Source organism: Trinickia sp. (assembly GCF_051954495.1).
In the GTDB taxonomy this organism is placed as follows: Bacteria; Pseudomonadota; Gammaproteobacteria; order Burkholderiales; family Burkholderiaceae; genus Trinickia.
The window spans coordinates 1-17940 of sequence record NZ_JBQCHR010000139.1 but is presented as its reverse complement, the minus strand read 5'-3'; the positions used below and the strand labels follow the sequence as shown (position 1 = coordinate 17940).

Here is a 17940-nt window from a genome sequence, read left to right as displayed (position 1 = left end):
CTGCTGCTTGGTGCTCGCGAACACGTTCACGACTTGCGGCACGACATAGCTGAGCAGGAATGTCACGATGCCGAATGCGATCAACGTAACGATCGCCGGGTACGTGAACGCCAGCACGATTTTTTGAGAGAGCGCGTTGCGCTGTTCGATGTAGTCGGCCAATCGCGACAGCACGAGGCCGAGCTTGCCCGTATGTTCGCCGGCCGCCACGAGCGCGCGATAGATGTCGGGAAAGTCGCGCGGATGCTGGCCCAGCGCGTTGGCGAGCGAATGGCCGCCGAGCACTTCGGCCCGGATCGCCGCGACGAGTTCGCGGATATAGTCACGCTCGGCCTGATCGGTCAACACGGCTAGCGCTTCGTCGAGCGGCAATCCGGCCGTCAGCAGGCTCGCAAGCTGCCGAGTGAGGATGGCCTGTTCCCGCGTGGACAGCTTGCGGCCGAGCGACAAACGCCGGCTGCGTTCGCCGCGCGCCGCGCTGCCGGCCGGCTCGACCACGAGCGGCGTGAGACCTTGCGTGCGCAGTTGCGCGCGCGCCGACCGGGCACTGTCCGCGTCGAGCACGCCTTTTTGCGCGCGCCCCGCCGTATCGATCGCTTCGAAGCGAAAGGCCGGCATGCGTCAGACCCCGCCCGTTACGCGAATGACCTCTTCCAGCGAGGTGAGGCCCGAGTTCAGCCAGCGTTCGGCGTCCTCGCGCAGCGTGCGCATCCCTTGCGCGCGGCCGGCCGCCAGAATTTCGGCATCCGCGGCATTGTGGTGGATCATCGTGCGGATCGCGTCGTCGATAACGAGCAGTTCATACACGCCGCGCCGGCCCGAATAGCCCGATTTCGCGCACTTGTCGCAGCCCACCGGATGCCATTGCGCGCGGCCGTCCTCGACACGCTCTTCCTTGCACACGGGACACAAGCGGCGCACGAGCCGCTGCGCCAGCACACCAAGCAGCGACGAGGCGAGCAGGTACGGCTCGACACCCATGTCGGTCAGCCGCGTGACAGCCGACGCGGCATCGTTCGTGTGCAGCGTCGCGAGCACCAAGTGCCCCGTGAGCGACGCCTGCACGGCGATCTGCGCCGTTTCCAAATCGCGGATTTCGCCGATCATGATGATGTCGGGGTCTTGCCGCAGGATCGAACGCAGCGCACGTGCGAAGGTCATGCCGATCCGCTCGTTGACCTGCGTTTGACCGATACCCGGAAGATCGTATTCGATCGGATCCTCGACCGTCATGATGTTCGTCGTCGCGGTTTCGAGGCGCGATAGCGATGCATACAGCGTCGTCGTTTTCCCCGAACCGGTCGGCCCCGTCACGAGCACGATGCCGTGCGGCCGCGAAATCAATTTGTCGAAGTGCCCCAGCGTATCGGGCGCCATGCCCAGCGCTTCGAGATTCAGGTGTTGGGCGTCCTTTTCCAGCAGACGGAGCACCGCGCGCTCGCCATGCCCGGTCGGCAGCGTCGACACGCGCACGTCGACGGCGCGTCCGCCCACACGCAGCGTGATACGGCCATCCTGCGGCAAGCGCTTCTCGGCGATATCGAGTTGCGCCATGATCTTGATGCGCGAAATCAGCGCGCCATGCAGGGCCTTCTTGGGGCGCACGACGTCGCGCAGCGTGCCGTCCACGCGGAATCGCACGACAGACGCGTTTTCGAACGGCTCGATATGAATATCGGACGCGTGTTCGCGCGCCGCCTGCGTGAGCAGCGCGTTGATCATCCGAATGATCGGCGCGTCGTCCTCCGATTCCAGCAGGTCCTCGACTTCGGGGATGTCCTGCATGAGCCGCGACAGATCGACTTCGCCCTCGACCTCGCCCACGACCTGAGCCGCGCTGCCGTCGTTACGCTCGTACGCTTGGTTGATCGCCTTGGCGAGCTCGTCGGCCGGCAACCGGACGGCGGTCAACGCGCCGAAATTGCGGGCCACTTCGGCGAGCGCCGCATCGCTCGTGCGATCGCTGATCCACACCTCGATGCCTTCGGCGCGCTGGTGCGCGACCAGAATCTGGCCGTTGCGCGCAAAGGCGTAAGGCACGAGGCGGGCAGCAAGCGGCGAGGGCGCCTGGCGATCGCCCGGCGCACCTTCTTGGACAGAAGCGCGCAGGTCGCTCACTGCGACGCTCCGGGTGCGGCGCCTTGCGGCTGTTGCGGCTGCTCCGGCTGTTGCGGCGCGCCTTGCAACGGCGCGCTCTGCACAGGTGCGCTCTGCAGCGGAACGCCTTGTTGCGGCACGGATTCCTGCTGCACGGCTTGCGGCTGCGCGGCTGGGAGCTGCGCGGCTGGGAGCTGCGCGGGCGCGCTTTGCTGCGGCGCCGGCGCGTTCTGGTGCGTCATCTGCCTCAAGTCGAACAGATTCGCCGCCGGCGACGCGCCCTGACTGGGGCCGAGCGGCATCGGCGGAACGACCGGGAAGTTCTTGTCGCGCATCACGTTGTTGTCGGAGCGATACCCGCTGGTCACGCCTTGAACATAGTCGTACCTGTTCTGGGTGATTTGCTGCGCGGTGTCGCTGTCGCTGATGATCACCGGCCGCAGAAATACCATCAAGTTCGTCTTCTGGCGCTGCTTGGTTTCCGAGCGGAACAGCTGGCCGATCCACGGAATATCGCCCAGCAGCGGCACCTTGCTGTTCGACACTTGATAGTTGTCCTGCATCAAACCGCCCAGCACGATGATTTCACCGTTATCGGCGAGGACGGTCGACTGGATCGAGCGAAGGTTGAACGTCGGGCCGGCCGGGTTCGTCGCCGTGTTCGTCGTACCGCTGACCACCGACGAATCTTCAGTATAGAGCTGAAGCTTGAGCAACCCGCCGGCCGTGATCTGGGGCTTCACGTGCAGCGTGAGGCCCACGTCGCGCCGGTCGTACGTATTGAACGCGTTCGCCGTCGTACCGCTCGTCAAGTTCGAATACGACCCCGTCGCGATCGGCACGTTCTGGCCAACGACGATTTTCGCCTCCTCGTTGTCGAGCGTGATCAAGTTCGGCGTCGACAGCACGTTCGCATCGCTCACGCCGGCGAAGTACTGGAGCAAGCCGCCCAAACCCTGCACGCCGAACATGTCGTGCAGCCATCCGATGTTCAGGCCCTGCGTGAGGGTGTTCGGCAGCGTCGCCGCACCGGCCGCGCCGCCCGCGGCCAGTCCGGCCGCCACGCCGAGGATGTTGGAACTGCCCGTGCTGCCGGCGCTGCTCGATAGATTGGTACCGGCCAAGAGGTTGCCGCTCGCGACCTGCCATTGAATCCCGAGGTTGCCGGCCGTCGTCGAGTTCAACTCGACGATCAGCGCTTCGATGTACACCTGGGCACGGCGTGCATCGAGCTGGTCGATCACGGCGCGCAAATTACGATAGACGGGATCCGACGCCGTGATGATGAGCGAGTTCGTCGCCGCATCGGCCTGGATCATGCCGCCCGGTTGATTCTCGTCGCCGCCCTGGCCCTGCTTGTCGCCGAGAAAATCGTTGTTGCCCGTGCCGTTGCTGCCACCGCTGAGCCCGCCGCCGCTCGAGCCCGACATCGAACTGCCGCCGCCGAGTGAACTGCCGCTATACGAGGAAGGCAGGGGCGGCGTGCCGGACGTGCCCGTGGAAGTCGAACCGCCGCCCGTGTTGCCTTGACTGAACGAGCTGGCGTTGCTCGACTCGGCGCTGCTGCCGGAGCCGCCCCCCTTGCCGAGCATGCCGCGCAACGTTTTCGCGAGCGCGACCGCACTTGCGTTGCGCACATGCACCACGTGCATGTTGCCAGGCTGGGAACTCGGCGCATCGAGCTGTTCGACCAGATGTTTCGCCGCGGCGAGCCGCGCCTTGTTCGACGCGCGCAGCATCAACGAATTCGTACGCGGGTCGGCCTGGACCGACACCTTCAGCGTCGCGTCGGTACTGCCGATCGTGCCCGGATCGAGCAGCTTGGTCAGTTGCGATTCGAGATCGAGCGCGTTCGCGTTCTTCAGCGTCACGACTTGGATCTGCTGCCCGGCCGCGTTGTCGACGCCCGCGATAATCGCCGCGATACGGCGCACGTTGTCGGCGTAATCGGTGACGACGAGCGTGTTGTTGGCGGGGTAGGCCGCGATCGTGTTGTTCGGCGAAATGAGCGGCCGCAGCACCGGCAACAGGTTGTTGGCCGATTCGTTGTGCAGCTCGAACACCTGCGTGATGACCTGATCGCCGCGCGCTTGCGGCACGTTGCCGACGTAGGTGGGCGCGCCTTGCAGCTTCGCGTCGGCTTCCGGCACCACCTTGAGCACGCCGTGGTCTTGGACGATCGCGAAACCCTGCATGCGCAGCGCCGCTTCGAGCGTCTTGAGCGCTTGCTCCTCGGGGACCGGGTTTTCCGAGACGAGGTTCAGTTGGCCCTTGACGCGCGGATCGACGATGATCGTCTTGTTCGTCGCGGCGCCGATCGCTTTGGCCACTTGGTCGATGTCCGCGTTCACGAAGTTCAACGTCACTTCCGCGTGCGCGGCCTGAGCAGCCATGAGCCCGGCCATCAAAAGCGCGGTAGCGATGCGACGCAGTGCCATACGATTTCTTGTCATGGAATTTAGGTTCAATGCGAAAGTGCCTTCCGTCGGCGGTCGTCAGTCGCGTGCATCGCTCAGCCCTCTCAGTATTGCTGTTCGATACTCGGCCGCCATCAAGAAGACGAACATTAGCAGTTTTTTGTGTCTGATTAATCACGAAGCCCCGAGGACGACTTCGTTTTTGCGTCAGATTTTTCTTACTTCGCGCTAGGAAGCGCGGCGAACACCCGCAGAATCAAGCCATTCACCCGCCGTTCCACGCCATCGGCTCGGCGATGTCCGCCAGCGCGCGCTGAAGCCGAACCGGCTCCGGGTATCATACGGTCGATCAATTCGACCGAAACGGGCGGCAAGCTCGGGTTTTCCCCAAGCCTGCCCGCGCTTCGCTTGCCCTGGCCGGGGCTCGCCGGCGCGCCGCGAACAACAACGACCTTGTCGAAGGCGCTTGAACCATGAAACGGACAGTTCTGATTTTGGCTGTGACGCTCGCGTCCCTCGCGTGCGCGAACGCACGCGCGGACTGTTTCGACGAGGCTGCCCGCTACCAGAAGGTCAACCCGTTGATTCTGCGAGCCATCGCCTGGCAGGAATCCCATAACCGTCCGGACGCCCTGCACAAGAACGCCAACGGCTCGACCGACTATGGGCTCATGCAGATCAATTCGATCCATCTGCCCAAGCTCGCCCAGTACGGCATTTCGACCGATACGCTGATGGAGCCTTGCAAGAGCGTGTACATCGCGGCCTGGCATCTGCGGCAAAAGATGAACAAGTACGGCAACACGTGGGCCGCCGTCGGCGCTTATCACTCCGAAACGCCGTCGCTGCGCGATCGTTACGCGCAGCAAATCATCGGCATTTTGTCGCAGTGGAAACTCGTACAGGCGCAGCGCTGACACCGATGCCGCGAACAGCGTGATTCGCGCGGGTACGAGAGCGCGTTCGCCGCGCGAACAGGCCTTCGGGGTGGGGGGCTGGCGTTTGGTGCACAATGCTCCCTACGCCTTTCATGCCGCGAGGCCTCGCGCCTTCGCTCCACCCGATGTCCACTTCCATGAAACAACCGCCTCTGCCCGTCACCGTCCTGTCGGGATTTCTCGGCGCCGGCAAGACCACGCTGCTCAATCACATACTTGCCAACCGCGCCGGGCTGCGCGTGGCCGTGATCGTCAACGATCTGGCCGCGGTCAACATCGACGCCTCGCTCGTCAAGGACGCGGCCTCGCTGTCGCGCGTCGAGGAACGGCTCGTCGAACTGTCCAACGGCTGCATTTGCTGCACGTTGCGCGACGATTTGCTCGCGGAAATCCATCGCCTTGCGAACGAGGGCCGTTTCGACGCCATTCTGATCGAATCGACGGGCATCGCCGAACCGATGCCGATCGCCGAAACATTCGCCTTCACCGATGACGAAGGCCGCACGCTGGCAGACGTCGCAAGGCTCGATACGATGGTGACCGTCGTCGATGCCTTCAACTTCCTGCGCGATTACGCATCGGCGGAGGCGCTGGCCGAACGCGGCCTCGCCGCGAGCGACGAAGATGACCGCACGATCGTCGAGCTGCTCATCGAGCAAATCGAGTTTTGCGACGTACTCGTCGTCAACAAGACCGATCTCGTCGATGCGCAAGCGCTCGAACGCCTGCAGCGGATCTTGGCGCGCCTCAATCCGCGCGCGGTCCAGATCGTCAGCCGCTTCGGGGCTGTCCCGCTCGCCGAGGTGCTCAATACCCAGCGCTTCGATTTCGAGGCCGCGGCAAGCGCGCCCGGCTGGCTCGCCTCGCTCGAGCAAGCGCCGGGCAAAGCACACGACCATGCTCATGAACACGAACACGAGCATGAACACCGCCATGGCCATGATCATGCGGGCCATTCGCACGTCAGCGAAGCGGATCAATACGGCATCGGCAGCTTCGTCTACCGGGCACGCCGCCCCTTTCACGCCGAGCGTTTATGGAAGTTGCTGCACGAGGAGTGGCAAGGCGTGCTGCGCAGCAAGGGCTTTTTCTGGCTCGCCACGCGCAACGACGTGGCCGGGTCGCTGTCGCAGGCGGGCGGCGTATGCCGACATGGTCCGGCCGGCATGTGGTGGGCGGCGCAGCCGCGCGAGGAGTGGCCGGAGGACGACGAGCTGTCGGCCGAAATCGCCGCCGACTGGTACGGTGACGAGGATGATGCGTCGATCGGCGACCGCCGTCAGGAACTGGTTTTGATCGGCATCGGGCTCGATGGCCAAGCGTGGCGCGCCAAACTCGACGCCTGTCTGCTGACGGACGAGGAATATGCGCTCGGGCCGCGTGGCTGGCAGGCCATGCCCGATCCGTTCCCCGACTGGGATCTGGACGCCGACGATCACGAAGGCGACGACGAAGGCCAGATCGTCCATTAGAGCAAACGCGGGCCGAGACGCGTTGCGGATCGCCCGCATCGCGCCCGGCCGCGGCCGCGCAAAAAAAAACCCGCCAAAGGCGGGTGTCGACAAACGGTTAGTCGAAGTTCGACTTAACGCTTGTTGACGGCATCCTTGAACGCCTTGCCTGCCGTGAATTTGACGGTCTTGGCCGCCGGAATCTTGATGGTCTCGCCCGTCTTGGGGTTGCGGCCCGTACGCGCCGCGCGCTTGCCCGAGCCGAAGCTGCCGAAGCCGATGAGCTGCACCGCGTCGCCCTTGGACACTGCCTTCTTGATCACTTCGAGCAGCGTATCGAGCGTTTCGCCGGTTTGAGCCTTGCTGGCGCCCGTCTGACCTGCGACGGCGTCGATCAGTTCCTGTTTGTTCATTAACGTTCCTCTTTATCAGATTGAAGTGACACGGACAGCGCAAACGCGCCGAATTATACGTACGCAAGCTGTGCCGTCGAGTAGCTGTGGGCAAGCGTGCGCCGCTCGGTCGCGCTGAACCCCTGGCGGTACGGCCTTGCGGCGCTTGCTATGATAGCTCAGCGCAAACCCAATAACGGCAAGGCTTCCAAAGAATTTAGCGCTGGCGAGCCTTGTCGGGGCTGGGTTTGAGCATTGTCGTACTCGCAAACCCCCGCTGCCAAGGGCCTCGCGACATTCGAGCGCGTCTTCGTTGGATTTTGCCAACGCTCGCAAACGCCCGCCTGGCTTGGGTTTGCGGCCGATCGACCCGGTTCGGGGCAGCTCGATTAGGGTTGCCCCTTACGTCCGCGCACGCTCTTTTCCCACACTTTCCGCTTGCCGATGACTTCCAAGCTGATTCCCGCCACGTTGGCGTTTCGCGACGACGGCACGCCGTTTTCCCCCGCCTACGACGACATTTATCACAGCGCCGCGGGCGCGTTCGCGCAGGCGAGGCACGTCTTCTTGAACGGAAACGGCCTGCCGGAGCGCTGGCGCGCCCGGCGCGTCTTCACCATCGTCGAAACCGGCTTCGGCATCGGCGGCAACTTCCTGGCCGCTTGGGCAGCGTGGCGGGCCGATCCTCTACGCTGCGAGCGGCTCGCATTCGTATCGATCGAAAAACACCCTTTCAGCGCCGACGATCTGCGCACGCTGCACGAGCGCATGGTTGCGGATGCAAGCGTTTCGCCGCTCGCCAAACAATTGACCGATGCCTGGCCGCTCTTGACGCCCGGTCTACATCGTCTCGAATTCGAAAACGCCCGCGTGACGCTGACGATCGCTTTCGGCGATGCGCTCGAGCTGCTGCCCAAACTCAGACTGCGCGCCGACGCGTTCTTTCTCGACGGTTTCTCGCCGGCCAAGAACCCGGATCTATGGTCTCCGGCCGTTTTCAAGTCATTGGCGCGCCTCGCGGACGAGGGAGCGACGCTCGCGACCTATACCTGCGCCGGACACGTGCGGCGAGCGCTGGACGAAGCGGGGTTTGCTTGCACCAGGGAGGAGGGCTTCGCGGGCAAGCGTGCGATGCTCGTCGGCCGGTTCGCGCCGCGCTGGCGCACGCGGCGCCATGAACCGCCCCGCCCGTACGAGGTGAGCGAGCGCCACGCGATCGTCGTCGGAGCGGGGCTCGCCGGCTGCGCGTTGGCCGATCGTCTTGCGAGCCGAGGCTGGCGCGTGACGCTGGTCGAGCGCCGCTCACGCCCGGGCAGCGAAGCGTCCGGCAACCCGGCGGGGGTGTTCCATCCGCTGCTCTCGCGCGACGACAGCGTTGCCTCGCGCATCACGCGCGCCGGCTTTCTTTATGCGCTTGCGCGATGGCGGGCGCTCGAGAAGGCCGGCCACGCTTTTGCGCGCACGTCGAACGGCTTGCTGCAAATCGCCGACGACGACGACGAGGCCCAAGCGCTGACCGATGCCGTTGCCGCGCACGGCTACCCCCGCGACCTCGTTAGCGCTGTGTCGGCCGACGAGGCGCGAGCCGCGGCGGGAGTCGCCGTGTCGCGCGGCGGATGGCTTTACCCGCAAGGCGGGTCGCTGGACCCGGCGGCCTTGTGTCTGGCGCTGTGCGACGGCGCGGGCGACGCGCTCTCCTCGCGCACCGGCATCGAAGCGGCACGCGTTGCACGCGACGGCGAGGCTTGGTCCGTCGTCTCCGCCACCGGCGAGATCATCGCGCGCGCGCCCGTCGTCGTCTTCGCGAACGCCCGCGACGCCGCGCGCCTTTCAGGCTCGCGCTATACGCCTACGCGCATCGTGCGGGGCCAACTGACGCGCCTGCCGCCTCGGGCGACACCGCCCTTACGGCTTCCGCTCATCGGCGAAGGCTATGCGATCCCGCTGGCGGACGGCCTCGTCACCGGCGCCACATATGACGTTGACGATGCCGGCGACGATTTGCGTACCGAAAGCCATGCCGAAAATCTGGCGCGTCTCGCTCGCCTGATCCCGGATTTCGGCCGACTGGAGACATCCGCCGGCCTCGATTGCGCGACGCTGACCGGCCGGGTCGCGTTTCGCTGCGTGACGAGCGACCGTCTGCCGATGATCGGGGCTCTCGCCGACGAACGCGAGTGCGAACGTCAGGCGGCCTCGCTGCGCGGCGCATGGCCTCTCGACCTGCCTCGCTCGCCCGGCCTGTACGGCGCCTACGCGTTCGGCTCGCGCGGTCTCGTTTGGGCCTTGCTCGGCGCGGAACTCATTGCCTCTCAGCTGGAGGGAGAGCCTTGGCCGCTCGAGGGCGATTTGGCCGAAGCGCTCGACCCGAGCCGCTACTTGCTGCGTGCATTGCGTCAAGGCTTGACCTAGGGCGGTTATCCACCGCAACCTGTGGATAAGCCGGTGAGTGGCCGGTGCGATTCATGTGTAATCGATGTGGACGTAAACGGGACAAGTCGGCCCCTGCCCCCTCTGCCCAAAAAGTTATGCTTCGAAAAGGGCGCACCCCGCACATGCTGCGCAAGCGGTTATGAATTCGCCAAAGCTTTGATTCGACGGAGTAAACATGCGTTGTACACAGATTTCGACCGCCTTTGTTAACTGCTACTACGTATACATACGTAAACAAGTAAACCCAACGTCATAGCGCACGCCTCGCCGTGTATCCGGTCCAATGCACGGCATGCCGGAAACCGTGCGCTTTTTCGTCTGCCGACCGCGCCCCGCAGGGCCAACGACGAGCGAAAATCGGATAAATTTTCTTCGCCATATGAAATCAAGTGTCGTTTGTACCGAGATCAATGCAAATCGATGTTGGATCGTGCGTGTTCGAGGCAAGCTATGGCACAATCCGTGTTCCTCTTGCACAAGTTGCATGGCGGCGCGCCGCTGATTCGCCGCGCCAACCGGGGTAATGTCAGCCGCTGCGCTGCCCGGAGCCGGTCCGCGGAGTCGCCGCACCTAGCCTCGATGTGCCGGGCACGCGCCGCGCTCAATGGGAGCGCCCGGCGCCATGTGCGCAAACCGGCGCGTTTCGTCGTCGCCACGACCGGCAGCCGCCGAGCCGTCGGCACTTACCCTTTCCGTCCGCGTCACGACACATTGCTGTAAGACCGGACAAGCAAGCCACGAGAAAGAGCCGTCGCGGACGAATCGTCCCGCGCGGTTATCCGTAAAGGAGCAGCTATCAGATGAAATCGGCGTTTTCGTTCCTTCCGCACTGGCCGTTCGTTCCCGACGCGGTGTTTTGGGCAGGGCTCGCCCTGGTCGTCGCGGGCCTGCTCGGCGAGCTTTGCCACCGCGCGTGGCGCCTGCCTCGGATCACGGGCTATGCGGTGATCGGTCTGATCGCCGGATCGGCTGGCTTCGGGGCGATCGATGCGGGCGGGGGCGGCACGTCGCGTCTCCTGCTCGACGTCGCGCTAGGGCTGCTGTTGTTCGAGCTGGGCAGCCGTCTGGACTTGCGCTGGATCCGGCGCAATCCGTGGCTCGTGGCGTCCAGCTTGGCCGAGGCCACGCTGACGTTCGTGCTGGTGCTGGTGGCCCTCTCGTTCACGCACGTGAGCGCGGCCGTATCCACCGTGATCGCCGCGATCGCCATGTCGACGTCGCCGGCGATGGTCATACAGCTCAAAACCGAGCTGCGCGCCGAGGGGCAGGTCACGCAGCGGCTGCTCACGCTCACGGCGCTCAACAGCATGTACGCCGTCGTCATCGAGAAAATCGCGTCGGGCTGGCTGCACCAGGAGGTCTACGGCAACGTATTCGCGACGATCGTCCAGCCGCTCTACCTGCTTGTGGGCTCGCTCGTGCTCGCGTATGTGCTCGCGCGAGCCTGTACGTTCTTCTATCGGACGATGCAGGTTCAAGACGAGCATTCGTTCGTCGCGCTGTTCGGGCTCGTGCTGCTGGCCATCGCGATCGCGCATCTGTTCAAGCTGTCGACGATTCTGACGTTGCTCGCCGCCGGCATCATCGTCAAGAACCTGCAGGCGAAACCGCAGTTGTGGCCCGAGCATTTCGGCACGGCCGGGTGGTTGCTGACGGTGATCTTGTTCGTGCTCACGATGACCGCGTTCGAATGGCGCGACATCGCGCTGGGCGGCGTCGCGGCGCTCGGGCTCATCGTGGCGCGCTTCATCGCCAAGCTCGTCGGCGTGCTCGCTTTCGCCAAGCCGAGCGGCATCGGCTGGAAGCAGGGCGTCGCGCTCGGCCTGTCGCTCTCGCCGATGTCGGCGCTCGCCTACCTGCTCGTCGACGACACCTATGCGCTATATCCGAACTTCGACCCGACGCTGCGCGCTGTCGTCATGTGCGCGATCGCGCTGTTGCAGCTCATCGGGCCTTGGCTCGTCTATCGCAGTCTGGCGCTCGTCGGCGAGCGACGCGTCTAACGACGCTCGGCGCTTTGCGTCGCCATCTCTGCCTATTGCGCCTATTGGCCGCTCTTGGATTGAAAACACACCATGGCACTTGAACCGTTCATCAATTCCAAACCGTTCACGTTCGGCGTCGAGCTCGAGATCCAGGTCGTCAACACGCACGACTACGATCTGACCAAGGCGGCATCGGACCTCATGCGGCTCGTCAAGGATCAGAAGATCCCGGGCAACATCACGCCCGAAATCACTGAAAGCATGATCGAGCTGTCGACCGGCATCTGCAATTCGCACGAGGAAGCGCTTTCGCAGCTGCGCACGCTGCGCGACACGCTCGTGGCGGCGGCCGATCAGCTCAACGTGGGCCTGGCCGGCGGCGGCACGCACGCATTCCAGCAATGGAGCGAGCGTCAGATCTTCGATGCGCCGCGCTTTCAGTACTTGTCCGAGCTGTACGGCTACCTCGCCAAGCAGTTCACCGTGTTCGGGCAGCACGTTCACATCGGCTGCCCCGATCCCGACAGCGCGCTGTTCCTGCTGCATGTCATGTCGCGATTCATTCCGCATTTCATCGCCCTTTCAGCCTCCTCGCCTTACGTCCAAGGCGTCGACACGGGTTTTCATTCGGCTCGGCTCAATTCCGTGTTTGCTTTCCCGCTGTCGGGACGCGCCCCGTTCGTGCTGACCTGGGCGGGCTTCGAGGAATATTTTTCGAAGATGGTCGCGACGGGCGTGGTCAACAGCATGAAGGATTTTTACTGGGACATCCGCCCCAAGCCCGGCTTCGGCACCATCGAGGTGCGCGTCATGGACACGCCGCTGTCGGTGGACCGCGCCGCGGCGATCGCGTGCTACATCCAGACGCTCGCGCGGCACTTGCTCGTCGATCGTCCGTTCACGCCGAAGGAGGACGACTACCTCGTCTACACGTTCAATCGATTCGAAGCATGCCGTTTCGGCTTGGGCGGCACCTGCATCAACCCGCAAACGGGCGAGCGCCGCACGATATTCGAAGACATTCTCGATACGCTTCGGGTGATCGAACCGCATGCGCAAGCATTGCAATCGTCAGCCGCATTGCGCGAAATCGAGAACATTGCGCAAGGGCAGGTCAATGATGCGACTTGGTTGCGCAGCATCGTGGCAAAAGAGAAGTCGTTGCACGAAGCCGTTCGCCAACAGTGCCTGCGATGGCGGGGTGTTTAGGTTTTTACGTTTACAACGTATACATACGTAGTAGTAGTTAACAATGGCGGGCTCCGCCTGTGGAGAACAACGGATTTCGCTGATGCATCAACGACATGCGCAAACGATAACTACGTGTTTCCCGCGTGCGGAACTGACATGAACTCGGGGCAACTCAGGACGCATTTGTATTCCGTCCTATGTTATCCAGAAATGCCGCACATTCGGTTCGCGTGGTTATACAACGGTTGTCCACAGACGCCTCTGAATAACTTAGCTGTACTATTCGCTTTCGTCGCTTAAAATGGCGGCTCATCCCACGGGGCTGCCGTGGCGCCGCGAGGCAAGGCGCGAGCAGGCAACCGAATCAGCAGCGGCATGCTGTCAATTGCGAAATAGCGAACGAAGACTATGAGCGAAGGTGTATACGGAGAGCAGGCGACCGGGCGCGTGACCCACAGCTTGCTACGTTTAAGCACGGCGATGCGCAGCCAAGCGTGGGAGTGGGCCGAAAGCGCGGGGCTCACGCCGACGCAGGGCGAAATTCTCGTTTTGCTGATGCAGCGCAAGACACCGTTGCGCCTAGGCGAGATCGCTCGCGAGACGGCGCTCACCGCCGCGACGACGAGCGACGCCGTCAGTACGCTCGAAGCCAAAGGCCTGATCGAAAAGCGCCGCGCGACGGAAGACGGCCGCGCGCTGGCCGTCAAGCTCACCGCCCGCGGGCGCACCGCGGCCAAGCGTGCCCAGCAGTGGCCGGATTTTCTCGCTGAAGCCATCGGTTCCCTGCGCAACGAAGAGCAGGCCGTCTTCTATCGCACCATGATCAAGATGATTCGCCAGCTGCAAGTCCAGGGCGACATCGCACCGCATCGCATGTGCGTGACGTGCAAACACTTCGAGGCCAGCAAAAGCCCGAAGAAGGCGGCCCACCGCTGCAACTTTCTAGACTTGTCGATCAGCGACGTCGACTTGCGGCTCGATTGCCCCGTCCATGAAGAGGCCGATTCGCTGACGCAGAAAAAGATCTGGAAGATCTTCGCGCAAAACGCGGCCTGACCGGCTCGAGCGCGCGCGCAGCGCGATTTCGTTCGTTCGGCGTTGAACGAAGGCGTGCTCCCCGTGTACGATTCCGATTTGCGACGTAGAGAACGTCAGCAGCCTGACGCGGCGCCCACGAGCGCCGCGTTTTCCATCCCGCGATCGAAAACGCGACGCCGCTCAGTCGGCACATAGGCTTTTCTGAGGATTTATCGATGAGTTCACGCAAGTTGGTCGTGCGCCAGTCCGGCGTGCATGGCAAGGGCGTCTTTGCCTCCGTGCGCCTCAAGGCGGGCGAGCGTCTGCTCGAATACAAGGGTGAGCGCATCTCGTGGAAGGAAGCCTTGCGGCGGCATCCGCACAATCCCGCGGAACCGAATCACACGTTCTATTTTGCGCTCGAGGACGGGCGCGTCATCGACGGCAAGGTGGACGGCAATAGCGCGCGATGGATCAACCACTCGTGCGCCCCGAACTGCGAGGCGGAAGAAGTGGACGGCCGCGTCTATATCCACGCGCTGCGCGATATCGACGCCGAGGAAGAGTTGTTTTACGACTACGGTCTCGTCATCGACGCGCGTCAGACGAAGAAGCTCAAGGCGGAGTATGCGTGCCGATGCGGCGCGCGCAAGTGCCGCGGCACCATGCTCGCGCCCAAGGAAGAAGGCAAAAAGACCAAGAAGGGCAAGAAGGACAAGAACGGCAAGGCATGAACGCCGGCCGCGGAGTCAGTCGGGGGAGACGTGACTTGGTGCGGGCAAGCTCGGCGGCATGTTCGCCTCGCCTCGGCCAGCGCTCGTCAATGGGATGCGCAGCACGAACCGGGCGCCTCCGCCGGGCGCATCTTCGTAACGTACGTCGCCCCCGTGCAGCTTCATGATGTCGTGCACGATGGCGAGACCCAGGCCCGCGCCCGCGTCGACGCTGGTGTCGGCCGCATCGTGGCGGTCGCCGCGAAAAAATCGCTTGAACAAATCGGCCTGCAAAGTCGGTGGGACCCCCAACCCATTGTCTTCCACCGCTATCTGCGCGAGGCGGGCGCCGTTTTCGCCGACCGCTTGCGAGACGGAGACGGTGACGTTCGCGCCGTCCAGTCTTGCGGACGGGAGATACTTGAGCGCGTTGTCGAGCAAATTCGCGATGACTTCACGCAGTAGGACGACATTGCCGCGCACGAGCAGCGGCTTGTCGTTCGATGGGTCGTCCAATCGCTGAAATCCGAGATCGACATGCCCCGCCAATGCGCGCGGCACCCATTCGGCGCCGGTCTCGAACGCAAGGGCGGCGATGTCGAGTTCGGTAAAGCGCGCGGCTTGCTCGCCCGGCTCGGCGCGTGCGAGCGACAGCAGCTGATTCGACAGTCTGACGGCGCGATCCGCCGCCGCGCGCAGCTCGCGTACGGCGGCGAGCGTCTGGCTCGGATCGCGCGCATTGGCCGCTTGTTCGGCGTGGAGCTTGACGGCGGTGAGGGGAGTACGCAGCTGATGCGCCGCATCGGCGATGAATTTACGCTGCGCATCCAGCGCCGTTTTCAGCCGCACGAGCAGTGCGTTCATCGCGCTCGTCAGCGGACGGATCTCGATCGGGACATAGCTTTCGTCGACGGGCTCGAGCGAAGTGTGCGTCTGCCGATTGAGCGAATCGGCGAGCACGGTCAGCGGGTTGAGCTGCTGGTTGACCACCCGCCAGACGATGCCCCAGCCCGCCAAGAGCAGGAGCAGCAGCGGCATCATGATCGCGACGAGAAATTCCGCGGCGATGCGGTAGCGATGCCGCAGCGGCTGCGCGACTTCGACGATGATCGGCTTGCCCACGTTTTGCAACGCACGCACTTGAGCGACGCGCACGCGCATGCCCGCATACTGCGCTTCGAACACGAAGGCGGCGCGCTGCTCGCGGATGCGGGTGCCGAACAGCGGCAGCGCCGGATCGCCGGCGATCTCGCGCTCGCCGTCGCTGATGCGATAAATCAGGCCTTCGCTCGTATCGGAAAACATCGCCTGCGCGAGCGGTGGGACGGTCGAGCGAGCATTGGGCCCGGCGATCTGGATTTGCTTGGAGATGGCGGTCGCGAGATCGGTCAGCGAACGATCGATGACGTGCTGCGTGTATTGCCAAGCCAGCCAATAGGCGATGAGGCCGCTCATCAGCGCAAGCAGGGACAACGGGGCGGCGAGCCGCCGAAGCAGCGAGCGGCGCAAACTGGTCGCGGCGACGAACGGCATGGCGAAGGAACGGGGCGATCGGGGAAGGGAAGGCGCGTGCGGCATCGAGAGGCGTTGCCGCGGCGATCGGCGCGCGACCGACGTGACGCCGGTGGCGGACCGATCGCTCGATCGCGTTACGACGCCTGGCGGATTTCCTGCAGCAGGTACCCGAAACCGCGCACCGTGACGATTTCGACGCGGCAGTTTTCGAGCTTCTTGCGCACCCGGTGCACATAGACTTCGATGGCTGTGTCGCCAAGGTCGCCGCCGAAGTGGGTCAGATGATCTTGCAGCTGGGCTTTGCTGACGACGCGGCCATGGCGCAGCAACAGCATTTCCAGCACGGCGAATTCGCGCGGCGAAAGTTCGAGCGCTTTGTCGTCGTTGAAGATACGGCGATCGACACCCGATAAGCGCACCCCGCCGAGCGACACCTCGGGGCGCGGCACGTCGCTGTGGGGACCGCTACGGCGCATGACGGCGCGAATGCGCGCTTCGAGTTCCGCGGGTTCGAACGGCTTGAGCATGTAATCGTCGGCGCCTGCGTTCAAGCCCTGCACACGGTCGTTCAGTTCGTCGCGCGCCGTGAGCACGATCACGGGCGTGTGGCGATTGCCTTGTCGAAACCGCGAGAGCAGCGTCATGCCGTCGATACCGGGCAGCCCGAGATCGAGAATGACGAGTTCGTGACGGTTCTGCGTGAGCGCTTGCTCTGCAAAGATACCGTCATGAACCATGTCGACGGTAAACCCGGCTTGTTCGAGACTGCTTTGGATGCCGCGCGCGATGGGGCGGTCGTCTTCGATCAGAAGGAGTCGCATGGAATTCGCTCAAGTACAATGGGTTACGCATTTCTAGCACGCCGACCGGCAATGCCTTCTTCGCCACAGCCAAGCGTGCCGCCGCAAGAGAAGCTCCGGCAGGCGCCCAAGGCACAATCCCGAACCACATGTCCGAGATCTCGATCAACGAACTGGAAGCCGCGATCAACTTTTGGCGCACCCGCTCACCTTCGAGCGGCGACGAGCTAAGCTTGTGCAAGGAGGCTAGCGCGCTCTCCAAGCCGTATGCGCTGATGATTGTACAGCGTCGAGCCAGCGTACCGTCAGACGGGTTAGACCCGGTGGCGCGCAATGCCTGGGACGCCTACGTGCGCGCCACGCGCGGTTAGCTCCCGCGCTGCATCGTCTTTGCGACCTCCTCAATGAACCGAGCGAGCGCTGTGTCCCGTTCCGTGACGCCGTTCGCCTCGTGCGTCGTCAGCGTAATGTCGACCGTGTGATACACGTTGAACCATTCCGGGTGGTGGTTCATCTCCTGCGCCTTGATGGCCACGCGTGTCATGAAGCCGAAAGCTTCGTTGAAATCGGCGAACTTGAATTGCCGGTGGATCGCGTCGCGGCCTGTCACGGCCTGCCAGCCCGGGAGTTGAGCAAGCTGCGTCGAGCGTTCCTCCGATGTCAGTTTGCGGATCATTGCGTGCTCCTTTCATCGTTCGGCGTATGCCGATGCGGCCATTCTTTCACAAGTGACGGTCAGACGCCGGACGGGCGTGAGGAGCGGGCGTCCTGAAGGAATGGGCGGTGGAAGAAGCGAACCGTGCAATGCGAAACTAGCGCGAACAATTGCACGCTGCCGCGCAACGCAGAGGCAAGGGTGGGTTCACGTGCGACAATCGCGCATAGTTGAACCCATTCATGCGGAAAAAACTCATGCTGGAGCTTGACCATTTCGACTTGGCGCTGCTCGAGGTACTGCAGCGCTTCGGCCGTGCCACGCATCAGCAGCTAG

At 63.8% G+C, this 17940-nt stretch carries 15 protein-coding genes and 1 pseudogene; 9 read left to right on the top strand and 7 right to left on the bottom strand.

The genetic code is table 11. The features are described from left to right. From ACTHNR_RS19115 to gspD, 3 genes are all read right to left on the bottom strand, one after another. Nucleotides 1-618 (bottom strand): type II secretion system F family protein (locus ACTHNR_RS19115; RefSeq protein WP_440549233.1); only part of this gene is annotated, 618 nt, incomplete at its 3' end. A gap of 3 nt (nt 619-621) precedes the next feature. Next, nucleotides 622-2118 carry a type II secretion system ATPase GspE gene (gene gspE, locus ACTHNR_RS19110; RefSeq protein WP_440549232.1) on the bottom strand — a complete coding sequence of 499 codons (1497 nt, stop codon included), beginning with the start codon at nt 2116-2118 and terminating at the stop codon, nt 622-624. Then, nucleotides 2115-4550: a type II secretion system secretin GspD gene (gspD, locus tag ACTHNR_RS19105; RefSeq protein ID WP_440549231.1), complete on the bottom strand. Its 2436-nt coding sequence runs from the start codon at nt 4548-4550 to the stop codon at nt 2115-2117. Before gspD ends, gspE begins: the two co-directional genes overlap by 4 nt. Nucleotides 4551-4987: 437 nt before the next feature. On the opposite strand from gspD, the gene ACTHNR_RS19100 reads away from it, so the two are divergent. Continuing rightward, nucleotides 4988-5431 carry a lytic transglycosylase domain-containing protein gene (locus ACTHNR_RS19100; RefSeq protein ID WP_440549230.1) on the top strand — a complete coding sequence of 148 codons (444 nt, stop codon included), beginning with the start codon at nt 4988-4990 and terminating at the stop codon, nt 5429-5431. Nucleotides 5432-5589: 158 nt separating this feature from the next. Then, nucleotides 5590-6924, top strand: coding sequence for a GTP-binding protein (locus ACTHNR_RS19095; protein ID WP_440549229.1), 1335 nt, complete (start codon nt 5590-5592; stop codon nt 6922-6924). Between the two features lie 113 nt (nt 6925-7037). Here the strand turns inward: ACTHNR_RS19095 and ACTHNR_RS19090 are convergent, their stop codons facing one another. Further along, nucleotides 7038-7316, bottom strand: a complete 279-nt coding sequence (locus tag ACTHNR_RS19090) for an HU family DNA-binding protein (RefSeq protein ID WP_074262967.1) — start codon at nt 7314-7316, stop codon at nt 7038-7040. 423 nt (nt 7317-7739) lie between these two features. Between ACTHNR_RS19090 and mnmC the strand changes: the two genes are divergently transcribed. The 5 genes from mnmC to ACTHNR_RS19065 all read left to right on the top strand — a co-directional run bounded on the left by mnmC (nt 7740) and on the right by ACTHNR_RS19065 (nt 14655). Further along, entirely contained in the window at nt 7740-9707 is a 1968-nt protein-coding gene (gene mnmC, locus ACTHNR_RS19085) for a bifunctional tRNA (5-methylaminomethyl-2-thiouridine)(34)-methyltransferase MnmD/FAD-dependent 5-carboxymethylaminomethyl-2-thiouridine(34) oxidoreductase MnmC (protein WP_440549228.1), read from the top strand. Nucleotides 9708-10528: 821 nt separating this feature from the next. Next, a complete protein-coding gene (locus tag ACTHNR_RS19080) occupies nt 10529-11731 on the top strand; it encodes a cation:proton antiporter (RefSeq protein ID WP_440549227.1) in 1203 nt (400 codons plus the stop codon). A 72-nt stretch (nt 11732-11803) separates the two neighbouring features. Further along, on the top strand, nt 11804-12922 hold the full coding sequence (locus ACTHNR_RS19075; RefSeq protein WP_440549226.1) for a YbdK family carboxylate-amine ligase: 1119 nt from the start codon (nt 11804-11806) through the stop codon (nt 12920-12922). A gap of 390 nt (nt 12923-13312) precedes the next feature. Further along, nucleotides 13313-13960: a MarR family winged helix-turn-helix transcriptional regulator gene (locus tag ACTHNR_RS19070; RefSeq protein WP_440549225.1), complete on the top strand. Its 648-nt coding sequence runs from the start codon at nt 13313-13315 to the stop codon at nt 13958-13960. A 197-nt stretch (nt 13961-14157) separates the two neighbouring features. Further along, nucleotides 14158-14655, top strand: a complete 498-nt coding sequence (locus ACTHNR_RS19065) for an SET domain-containing protein (RefSeq protein WP_440549224.1) — start codon at nt 14158-14160, stop codon at nt 14653-14655. 15 nt (nt 14656-14670) lie between these two features. On the opposite strand, the gene ACTHNR_RS19060 is transcribed toward ACTHNR_RS19065, so the two are convergent. Then, complete coding sequence (locus tag ACTHNR_RS19060) at nt 14671-16167, bottom strand: sensor histidine kinase N-terminal domain-containing protein (RefSeq protein ID WP_440549223.1); 1497 nt, start codon at nt 16165-16167, stop codon at nt 14671-14673. Nucleotides 16168-16283: 116 nt separating this feature from the next. Then, nucleotides 16284-16970: a response regulator transcription factor gene (locus ACTHNR_RS19055; RefSeq protein ID WP_440549222.1), complete on the bottom strand. Its 687-nt coding sequence runs from the start codon at nt 16968-16970 to the stop codon at nt 16284-16286. A gap of 128 nt (nt 16971-17098) precedes the next feature. On the opposite strand from ACTHNR_RS19055, the gene ACTHNR_RS19050 reads away from it, so the two are divergent. Beyond that, nucleotides 17099-17320, top strand: coding sequence for a DUF3717 domain-containing protein (locus tag ACTHNR_RS19050; RefSeq protein WP_440549221.1), 222 nt, complete (start codon nt 17099-17101; stop codon nt 17318-17320). On the opposite strand, the gene ACTHNR_RS19045 is transcribed toward ACTHNR_RS19050, so the two are convergent. Then, nucleotides 17317-17625, bottom strand: coding sequence for a 4a-hydroxytetrahydrobiopterin dehydratase (locus tag ACTHNR_RS19045; protein ID WP_440549220.1), 309 nt, complete (start codon nt 17623-17625; stop codon nt 17317-17319). The genes ACTHNR_RS19050 and ACTHNR_RS19045 overlap by 4 nt on opposite strands. A gap of 236 nt (nt 17626-17861) precedes the next feature. Here ACTHNR_RS19045 and ACTHNR_RS19040 point away from each other — a divergent pair. Beyond that, nucleotides 17862-17940: pseudogene (locus ACTHNR_RS19040) on the top strand (Lrp/AsnC family transcriptional regulator); the annotation flags it as partial.